The 9,614-nt window shown below is 69.8% G+C and carries 8 protein-coding genes and 1 tRNA gene; 2 read left to right on the forward strand and 7 right to left on the reverse strand.

The window, feature by feature from the left end; translation table 11 throughout:
- Nucleotides 1–36: 36 nt before the first annotated feature.
- A complete protein-coding gene (locus CS1GBM4_RS23165; RefSeq protein ID WP_186421119.1) occupies nt 37–1,308 on the forward strand; it encodes a 3-phosphoshikimate 1-carboxyvinyltransferase in 1,272 nt (423 codons plus the stop codon).
- A 309-nt stretch (nt 1,309–1,617) separates the two neighbouring features.
- Here the strand turns inward: CS1GBM4_RS23165 and CS1GBM4_RS23170 are convergent, their stop codons facing one another.
- From CS1GBM4_RS23170 to CS1GBM4_RS23190, 5 genes are all read right to left on the reverse strand, one after another.
- Complete coding sequence (locus CS1GBM4_RS23170) at nt 1,618–2,148, reverse strand: single-stranded DNA-binding protein (protein ID WP_186421120.1); 531 nt, start codon at nt 2,146–2,148, stop codon at nt 1,618–1,620.
- A 391-nt stretch (nt 2,149–2,539) separates the two neighbouring features.
- Nucleotides 2,540–3,313, reverse strand: coding sequence for an NAD kinase (locus CS1GBM4_RS23175; protein ID WP_186421121.1), 774 nt, complete (start codon nt 3,311–3,313; stop codon nt 2,540–2,542).
- 127 nt (nt 3,314–3,440) lie between these two features.
- The gene (locus CS1GBM4_RS23180) at nt 3,441–4,427 is read right to left on the reverse strand and encodes an MBL fold metallo-hydrolase (protein WP_186421122.1); all 987 of its coding nucleotides are present in this window, start codon (nt 4,425–4,427) and stop codon (nt 3,441–3,443) included.
- 231 nt (nt 4,428–4,658) lie between these two features.
- On the reverse strand, nt 4,659–5,084 hold the full coding sequence (locus CS1GBM4_RS23185) for a hypothetical protein (protein WP_186421123.1): 426 nt from the start codon (nt 5,082–5,084) through the stop codon (nt 4,659–4,661).
- 69 nt (nt 5,085–5,153) lie between these two features.
- Nucleotides 5,154–5,228: transfer RNA gene (locus CS1GBM4_RS23190), tRNA-Thr, on the reverse strand.
- A gap of 173 nt (nt 5,229–5,401) precedes the next feature.
- On the opposite strand from CS1GBM4_RS23190, the gene CS1GBM4_RS23195 reads away from it, so the two are divergent.
- Nucleotides 5,402–6,103, forward strand: coding sequence for a L,D-transpeptidase (locus CS1GBM4_RS23195; protein ID WP_244607371.1), 702 nt, complete (start codon nt 5,402–5,404; stop codon nt 6,101–6,103).
- A 49-nt stretch (nt 6,104–6,152) separates the two neighbouring features.
- On the opposite strand, the gene CS1GBM4_RS23200 is transcribed toward CS1GBM4_RS23195, so the two are convergent.
- Together CS1GBM4_RS23200 and CS1GBM4_RS23205 are read right to left on the reverse strand one after the other, a co-directional pair.
- A complete protein-coding gene (locus CS1GBM4_RS23200) occupies nt 6,153–7,331 on the reverse strand; it encodes a GGDEF domain-containing protein (RefSeq protein WP_186421124.1) in 1,179 nt (392 codons plus the stop codon).
- Between the two features lie 185 nt (nt 7,332–7,516).
- The gene (locus tag CS1GBM4_RS23205) at nt 7,517–9,187 is read right to left on the reverse strand and encodes an MFS transporter (protein ID WP_186421125.1); all 1,671 of its coding nucleotides are present in this window, start codon (nt 9,185–9,187) and stop codon (nt 7,517–7,519) included.
- Between the last annotated feature and the right edge of the window lie 427 nt (nt 9,188–9,614).

A 9,614-nucleotide genomic window follows, 5' to 3' on the forward strand; every position in this document is an offset into this window, starting at 1 on the left:
GGTCTAAGACCCTCGCGACCCTGCCGCGAGCCCGCCATGACCCGATCCGCCCCCAGCAAACTCACGATCCTGCCGCCGGCGGCGGCGCTGACCGGGCGGGTGATGCCGCCCGGCTCGAAGTCGATCACCAACCGGGCGCTGCTGGTCGCCGCGCTGGCGAAGGGGACCAGCCGGCTCAGCGGCGCGCTGAAGAGCGACGACACCCGCTATATGGCGCAGGCGCTGCGCGACATGGGCGTCGAGATCGCCGAGCCCGATGCGACCAGCTTCATCGTCACCAGCGACGGGCGGCTGCGCGCGCCCGCCCGGCCGCTCTTCCTCGGCAATGCCGGCACGGCGACCCGCTTCCTGACGGCGGCGGCGGCGCTGGTCGACGGCACGGTCGTCGTCGACGGCGACGAGCACATGCGCAAGCGGCCGATCGCCCCGCTGATCGCCGCGCTTTCCCGGCTCGGCGTCGCGATTACGGCGCCGAGCGGCTGCCCGCCGGTCACGATCGAGGGGCAGGGCGGTTTCGACGGCGGGCTGGTCGAGGTCGATGGCGGGCTCTCCAGCCAGTATGTCTCGGCCCTGCTGATGGCCGGCGCCTGCGCGCGCAACCCGGTCGATGTCGTGCTGACGGGACAGGAGATCGGCGCGCGCGGCTATGTCGACCTGACGCTGGCGACGATGCGCGCCTTCGGCGCAGAAGTCTCCGAACCGGAAAACGGCGGCTGGCGCATCGCCCCGACCGGCTACAGCGCGACCGATTACCTGATCGAGCCGGACGCCTCGGCCGCGACCTATCTCTGGGCGGCGGAGATCCTGACCGGCGGCGCGATCGATCTCGGCGTGCCGGCTTCCGCCTTCACCCAGCCCGACGCCAGGGCGCATGAGCTGATCGCCGCCTTCCCGAACCTGCCGGCGCAGATCGACGGCTCGCAGATGCAGGACGCGGTGCCGACGCTCGCCGTGCTCGCCGCCTTCAACCGCACGCCGGTGCGCTTCACCGGCATCGCCAATCTGCGGGTCAAGGAATGCGACCGCGTCGCGGCGCTGGCGCAGGGCCTGTCGCGGATCAGGCCGGGGCTCGGCGTCGAGGACGGCGACGACCTGCTGGTGGCGTCCGATCCGGCGCTGGCGGGCCGGACGCTGCCGGCCGAGATCGACAGCTTCGCCGACCACCGCATCGCCATGAGCTTCGCGCTGGCCGGGCTGAAGATCGGCGGCATCACCATCCTCGATCCGGCCTGCGTGGCGAAGACCTATCCCGACTATTGGCGCGCCCTCGGCTCGCTCGGCGTGCGCTTCGAGGGCGAGCTGCCATAGGCCTGCCCGGTTGGGCGCGAGGCCGCTGCCGTCGTTGCGAGCGCAGCGAAGCAATCCGGGGACCTGGAGCGCCACGCCCCCTGGACTGCGTTGTCGCCGCTGCTCCTCGCAACGGCACAAGCGCTATCGTTCCGGCGCAGCTCGTGCCTGGTCCGGCCTGTCCGGATTGATGCCCGATCTGGTCGGGCGCGAATCCTAGAGCCGGATCCGATCAGATCGGATCAATCTGATCGGTGAATCCGTCTCTCACGTTGAGCTTAGAGACCGATTTGCCGATCAGCTTGCGGTGCAAGCTGATCGGAACGGGCTCTAGAACGGAATGTCGTCGTCGAGATGGCTCGACGAGCGCGAGCCGCCGCCGCTCGCCATCGCCGGCTGGCGCGAGCCGCCGCCGACCGGGCTCGACCGGCCGAAGGAGCCGCCGCCCGAGCCCTCGTCGCCATAGCCGCCGCTGCTGCCGCCGCCATACTCGTCGCCGCCGCCCTGGCCGCGGCTGTCGAGGATGGTGAGCTCGCCGCGGAAGCGCTGCAGCACGATCTCGGTCGTGTACTTCTCGACGCCCTGCTGATCCTGCCATTTGCGGGTCTGCAGCTGGCCCTCGATGTAGACCTTCGAGCCCTTCTTCAGATACTGCTCGGCGACCTTGGCGAGGTTCTCGTTGAAGATCACCACGGAGTGCCACTCGGTGCGCTCCTTGCGCTCGCCCGACTGCTTGTCGCGCCAGGTCTCCGAGGTGGCGATCCGCAGATTGACCACCGGTTCGCCGCTGCCGAGGCGCCGCACCTCGGGGTCGCGCCCGAGATTGCCGACCAGAATGACCTTGTTGACGCTACCCGCCATGACAGGCTCCACTTCCTGCGCACTTCATCACTCGTCCGGCCGGACGGCCGGAGCCGGACCCTAGCGGGCCATGCCTGCACTATCAACGATGTTCCTGTTTTGTTCAAGTCCTTTTCGGGCGCTTGTCCCCGTTAAAATTCGGGTTCGCGACAGTCCTTGCCGACGTCGGCAGATGGGCGGCTGCGGCTCGCTCGCGAGCGCCGCCGGGACGTCCTCGATGACGGCCTTCCACTGAACCTCCGCCGTCATTCCGGGGCAGGCCGACAGGGCTGAGCCCGGAACCCAGGAACACGACGATCGTCCGGGACGGCCAACCGTCGTCACGGCCTGCGGGACGCCGTGTTCGCCGCTTCGGCGCGCGCCGGAACGCCGCGGAGCCCCGCACGGCAGCTCAGTAGCCGAACTGCTCGCGCAGGATGCGCTCGTCGAGGCTGTGCCCGGGATCGTGCAGCATGACGAGGTCGAGCGAGCGGTCGATCGCGATCGAGACCGAGATGACATTGTCGATCTGGGTGTGGTCGGCGACGGCGCTGACCGGGCGCTTCTCCGCCTCCAGCACCGCGATCGTCACCTTGGCATGGTCCGGCAGGAGCGCCCCGCGCCAGCGCCGCGGCCGGAAGGGCGAGAGCGGGGTGAGCGCCAGCAGCGGCGCGTCGAGCGGCAGGATCGGGCCGTTGGCCGAGAGGTTGTAGGCGGTCGAGCCCGCCGGCGTCGCGACCAGGACGCCGTCGGCGAAGAGCTCGGACAGGCGCACCTGCCCGTCGACCGAGATGCGCAGCTTGGCCGCCTGGTAGGAGCGGCGGAACAGCGAGACCTCGTTGATCGCGCGCGCCTCGACGCGCTTCCCGTCGCGATCGACCGCCTTCATGATCAGCGGATGGACGACGCTGCGCTGCGCCGCCTCGAGCCGCTGGCGCAGGCCGCGCTCGCGGAACTCGTTCATCAGGAAGCCGACCGAGCCGCGGTTCATGCCGTAGATCGGCTTGGCGGTGCCCATGAAGCGATGCAGCGTCTGCAGCATCAGCCCGTCGCCGCCGAGCGCGACGACCACCTCGGCCTGCGCCGGGTCGGCGTCGCCATAGCGTTCGACCAGCTTGATCCGCGCGGCCTGGGCCTCGGGCGTCTCGCTGGCGACGAAGGAGATGGCGGCGAAGCGCTCGGTCATCGCGGGTATCCGGTGGGCGGTAGCTCAGCCGGTCTAGCACGGAGCCGCCCGGGATCGCGAGCCGGCCCGCCGTAAAGAAAGGCCGAGGCGGCAGCCCCGGCCTTTCCCAGCGGGCTGCGCGAGGGTCTCAGATCGCGCTGCTCCACTGTACCGGCACGAGTTCGAACCCGTTGCCGGCCCTGGCGATATGGCCGGTGGCGGGGAAGGGGGCGTGATAGAAGCAGACCTGCATCTTCTCCGTCGCCGCCATGTCGAGCAGCCTGCGGCGGGGGGCGGCGGCCTGCGGCCCGTCCATGTCGAACACCGCCGACCAGTCGGGATTGCGCACGAACAGCGCCGGGTGGTTGGTCGTGTCGGACAGCACCATCAGCTTGCCGTTGCCTGAGGCGACGGCATAGACGGTGTGGCCCGGCGTGTGGCCGGGCGCGGCGATCGCGGTGACGCCCGGCACGATCTCCTTGCCCGCCTCGTATTGCTTCACATCCTTGGCGACCGGGCCGAAGACGCGGCGTACGCCGGCGAAGGCGCCCTTCATCGCCTCGGGGGCGGCGTTCATCCTGGCGTCGTCCATCCAGAACGCCCATTCGGCGGCCGGCACCAGCACCTCGGCGTTCGGGAAGACGGCGGTGCCGTCCTTGAGCCGGAAGCCGTTGATGTGGTCGCCGTGGAAATGGCTGAAGATCACGGTCGAGACATTTTTCGGGTCGAGCCCGGCGGCCTGGAAGTTCTTCATCCAGACGCCCGAGGTCGGCGCGCCGGAATCGCCGTTGCCGGTGTCGATCAGCACGAGCTTGTCGCCGATTTGCAGCGCCAGCGTGGTGAAGGTGATCGGCAGCGCGTCGCCCGGCAGATAGGCCTGCTCCATCGCCTTCCTGACGTCGGCGAGCTCGGCATTGCGGACGAAGCCTTCGAGCGGGCGCCTGGCGAAGCCGTCGTTGAGGGCGGTGACGGTGATGTCGCCGACCTTGTAGCGGTAGAATCCGGGATTCTGGTTCACGGGGACTCCTTGCGCCTGGGCCGGGGCCGGGCCGCCGGAGAGGTCGAGCGCAGCTGCGGCGGTGAGCGCTCCGGCGCCCGCCATCACGGCGCGGCGCGAGGGTTCGAAACGGGCCATGGTCAGGCTCCCACAACGAGAAGAGCACGACCTCCCCCGGTGGCGCCCCGCCAGCCGGACTCGTGCCCTGGGCTTCGGCTGAGCCCGAGCGCCAAGCTAGCCGTGCGAACAACGACATCAACCGCCAGTCGGTTCCGCAGGGTCAACTTTCCGTGAGCCGCCCGCCCGATCCGGGCGCTTCGGGCGCTCTCTCTGCCGGCGCGGCCTTCGCCGCCGGAACCGAAGGCGTTCCTACCGCTCGGCCTGCGTCGGCTGCTGCTCGGAGCGGCTCCTGGCAAAGGCCTTGAGCAGGGCTGCGCAGAGGGCGAGCGAGGCGAGCGCGCCCTGGCCGGAGCAGCCGGCGACCAGCGCCTCGTAGGTCTGCTCCTCGGAGGCGACCGATTGCAGGCTCCAATGCCAGTCCGGCGCCTTCTGGCGGATGACTGCGACGGCGACGTCGATCTCGGCGCTGATCCGGCCGATCGCCTTCCAGAGCGAGCCTTGCTGGTAGATTCCCCCCGGCGGCGTGCGCGGTGCCAGCGGACCGGCGGGCTTTCGGCGCACGGTGAAGCCGAGCGCCTCGTAGATGTCGACGTCGAGGTTGCGGTCGGGCCGTCCGGTGGTCTCGCAGCGCCGCGCGAGGGCGAGCAGATGGTGGCGCTGGTCGGCAGAGGTCATCGCTCGGCGGGCTCCGCTCGTCTCCATCGTCGTGCGGCATGCACGCAGGCGACACGCCGCAGGGATCGCTGGTGCCGGCTGAGGGGATCGAACCCCCGACCTTCGGTTTACAAAACCGCTGCACTACCGCTGTGCTAAGCCGGCCCCAGGCTGCGGTATCAGGCCCGCGTGGCGAGGGCAAGGCCGGTGGGGCGGGGCGGCGAAGCTCGGAGCGATGCCGCAGCCGGCCGCCCGGAGCGGCCGCGCATGGCCGGAGTTCACCGCGTCGTAACCATCCAAGTCGATGCTTTTCCGACGTCTTGCGTGAGAAGCCTGCGATGTTGAGCCGCCGTTCCTTTACCATCTCCGCCCTGTCGCTCGCTGCCCCCGGCCTCGCCGGCTGCGGCGGCGGGAGCATCGTCGCCCTGCCGGACATCCCGTCCGGCGGGCGGAGCCTGACGCGCACGCTGGCGCGGCCGAATTATGCGCAGGTCTACATGGCCTATCCGGGCGAGCGCTTTCCGGTCCCGGCGATCGACTACCCGAGCATCGAGCCGCGCTATCTCCGCCAGACGGTCGAATTCCGCGGCGCCGAGCCGCCGGGCTCGATCGTCGTCGACCCGGGCTCCTATCACCTCTATTTCGTCGAGGCGCCGGGGGTGGCGACGCGATATGGCGTCGGCGTCGGCCGCGAGGGCTTCGGCTGGTCGGGCCAGGCCCGGATCAACATGAAGCGGGACTGGCCGGACTGGGTGCCGCCGCAGGAGATGATCGCGCGCGATCCGCAGGTCAGGGCCCAGCTCGAGCCGACGCCGCGCGGCCTCGGCGTCCGCGGCGGGGCGAAGAGCCCGCTGGGCGCGCGCACCCTCTATCTCTTCGGCGAGGGGCGCGATCTCGGCTACCGCATCCACGGCACGATCGAGCCTTACACCGTCGGCAGCAACGTCTCCTCGGGCTGCATCCGGATGATCAACCAGGACATCATCCACCTCTACGCCCGGGTCGCGCTCGGCACGCCGGTCACCGTGCTGCCGGCATGAGACACAGATTGCCGGGGAGGGGGCTGCCGCGCGGGCGGAGAGGAGCCGATCAGCCGGCCGGGGCCGATTCGAAGGTCCGCTCGGGCTGCGCGATCTCGATGCGGTTGCGCCCCAGCAGCTTCGCCTTGTAGAGGGCGCGATCGGCGGCGGCGAGGAGGGCGGCGAGATCGCTCTCGCCCGCGCCGGCCTCCGCCACGCCGACGCTGACCGTGGCCGGTATGGCGAGCCCGTCGGCGCGCGCCGCCGCCTCGGCGAAGGCCCGGGCGATCTCCTCTCCGACCCTGCGGGCGTCCTGCGCGCCCAGGCCCGGCAGCAGGAACGCGAATTCCTCGCCGCCGAGGCGCGCGCCCATCGCGCCGGGGCCGGCAGCGGCTTTGGCGACCTGCGCGAAGAGCGCCAGGATGCGATCGCCCGCCTGGTGCCCGTACCGATCGTTGATCGCCTTGAAGAGATCGAGATCGAAGGCGAGCAGGCTGTGCGGAGCGCCTCGCCGATCACGCGTCAGCCGGTGCGGGCCGAGCTCGAAGAAGCCCTGGCGGTTGTTCAGGCCGGTGAGGAAATCGGTGCGGGCGCTGGCCAGGAGGCGGGCCCGGTCCTCCTCGCGCACCAGCGCGATCAGCGCCATCGGCATGGCGACCGTGAACAGGACGGCCTCGTACATGGTCGCCTTCGCGACGACGGGCAGCACGCCGTCGCCGAAGATCGCGGCGACGACGGGCACGGCCAAGGCGCGGGCTCCGTAGAACAGGCTGTGGCAGGCGAAGACGGCGATCGCGATCGGGCGGGAGCGCAAGCCCCGAGCCGCGCGGCTGCGGGCCAGGGCGAGCGCGGCGAGGGCGCAGATCACCGCGATCGGCAACGCGCCGACATGGCTCCAGAACATGTTTTCGAACTTCGTGCCCGCGGCGAACCAGGCTGCAGCGAGCGCGGCGAGGAAAGCGGCGACGGGCAGGGGACGCGGCCTGCCGCCGTCCAGTGCCGAGATCCCCTGCAGGACCAGGATGTAGCCGGTCACCATGACCACGTTGGTGAGGGCGGAGCCGGCGACGCCAGGAAGCAGCTGCCGGTTCATGGCGAGGACGCAGCCGAGGGCGAATACCCCGTAGGCGCTCGCCCACAGGCCGAGCTCGCGCGAGCGCTGGAGCTGCTCCTGCCGCTCCCACAGCGTCATGGCCGCTGCGACGAGCAGCGTCCCGATCGTCAGATACCAGAGCGTTGCGAGGTCCATCGGTCTCGTCAGCGATGCCCGGCTTCCGGCATGCAAGCCCTCCCGGCTGGCCCGATAATGCCGTCCTTGTGCCGCAACCGGGTTAATGCCCGCTTGTGCGGGATCGCGCATCGTGTCCGGAAACGGAAAAGCCCCGCCCTTGCGGGCGGGGCTCGTCCTGCGGCCGGGCTGAGTGCCCGGAGGCGTCAGGGATTGTCGTGGGTCAGGATGTCGCGATCCTTGGTCTCGGGCACGAAGAGCATGCCGATGACGAAGGTCATCATCGCGATCACGATCGGGTACCAGAGGCCGTAGTAGATGTCGCCGGTGCCGGCCACCATGGCGAAGGAGGTCGCCGGGAGCAGGCCGCCGAACCAGCCGTTGCCGATATGGTAGGGCAGCGACATGCCGGTGTAGCGAATGCGGGTCGGGAACAGTTCGACCAGCGCGGCGGCGATCGGGCCGTAGACCATCGTCACATAGATGACGAGCACGGTCAGGATCGCGATGATCGTCAGCGACTGCGCGTTGAACAGGGCGCCGAGGAAGCCGGTCTTGACGATGCGGGCATCGCCCGCCGCCGGATAGCCGGCCGCGACCGCTTCCTTGGCGATGTTCGCCGCGAAAGAGCCGTCGATCGCCACGTCCTTGCCGTTGACCGTGACCTTGGCCGCCGTGCCGGCCGGGGCCGGAGTCTGGGTGTAGACGATCGCCTGGGTGGCCAGGGTACGGCGGGCGATGTCGCAGGGCCGGGTGAAGGTGCGCACGCCGACCGGGTCGAAGACCGAGCCGCAGGTCGCGGGATCGGCGACGACCTGGACCTTGACGTTCTCATGCGCGGCGGCGAGGCCCGGATTGGCGGCCTTGGTGAGCGCGCCGAACAGCGGGAAATAGGTCAGCGCCGCGATCAGGCAGCCCGCCAGGATGATCGGCTTGCGGCCGATCTTGTCGGAGAGCGAGCCGAACACGATGAAGCCGCCGGTGCCGAGGATGAGCGACCAGGCGATCAGCACGTTCGAGGTGTAGAGGTCGACCTTGAGGATGCTCTGGATGAAGAACAGCGCGTAGAACTGGCCGGTGTACCAGACCACGGCCTGGCCGGCGGTGAGGCCGAACAGCGCCAGCAGCGCGATCCTGGCGTTCTTCCACTGGCCGAACGCTTCCGAGAGCGGCGCCTTCGAGCCGGTGCCCTCGGCCTTCATCTTCTGGAAGGCCGGCGATTCCTGCATCTGCAGGCGGATCCAGACCGAGATCGCCAGCAGGAAGATCGAGACGAGGAAGGGAATGCGCCAGCCCCAGGCCTGGAAGTCCTGCTCGCCCATGTTGACGCGGATGCCGAGGATGACGATCAGCGACAGCAGCAGGCCGAGCGTCGCGGTCGTCTGGATCCAGGAGGTGTAGGCGCCGCGCCGCCCCTGAGGCGCGTGCTCGGCGACATAGACCGCCGCACCGCCATATTCGCCGCCGAGCGCCAGGCCCTGCAGCATGCGCAGCGCGATCAGGATCACCGGCGCGATCCAGCCGATCGAGGCGTAGCTCGGCAGCAGGCCGACCAGGAAGGTCGAGGTGCCCATGATCACGATGGTGACGAGGAAGGTGTACTTGCGGCCGATCAGGTCACCGAGCCGGCCGAAGAACAGCGCGCCGAACGGGCGGACGAGGAAGCCTGCGGCGAAGGCCAGCAACGCGAAGATGGCGCGGGTGTTGGGATCGAAGGCCGAGAAGAAGTGCGCGCCGATCATCGTGGCGAGCGAGCCGTACAGGTAGAAATCGTACCATTCGAACACCGTGCCCAGCGAGGAGGCCAGGATGACCTTTTTCTCCTCCCTGGTCATCGGGCGCGGCGCGGCCGCCCCGGATGCTTGTGCCATGCTCATGAAGTGCTCCCGTTTTGCGTTCCCCCGGACGCTGCGGACCACCCGCTGCGCCCATGCCGCCTTGTGGCGGTCTTCGCTTGGAGCCGGCCGCGGCCGGCTCAGGGCAAAGGCCTTGGAAAAGCCAAGTTCGATCGGCTAGGAATGCGTCTCCCCCCGGCCATCTTCAAGCAAGCACTTGGTCTTGCACCTAAAGGTGTAAGACGAAGGACTGAGCGCCGGCCGGGCCGTTCCGATCGCGGACTCGCCTTGCACCGCCCGAGCCGCTAACCTTTCGCTAACCATGCCGGCTCGGACGAATCCGGCCGCTGAAGGCGCAAGGAGTGGGCCATGAGACAGGGTGCCCGGATCGTTCGGTTCGCCGCGGTCGTCGGCCTGAGCGCCGCCGCTGTCCCGGCCCCGGCGGCGCCCGGCTTCGTCTCGGCCCCCG

It is taken from the genome of Allobosea sp. CS1GBMeth4 (assembly GCF_900185715.1).
Taxonomy (GTDB): domain Bacteria; phylum Pseudomonadota; class Alphaproteobacteria; order Rhizobiales; family Beijerinckiaceae; genus Allobosea.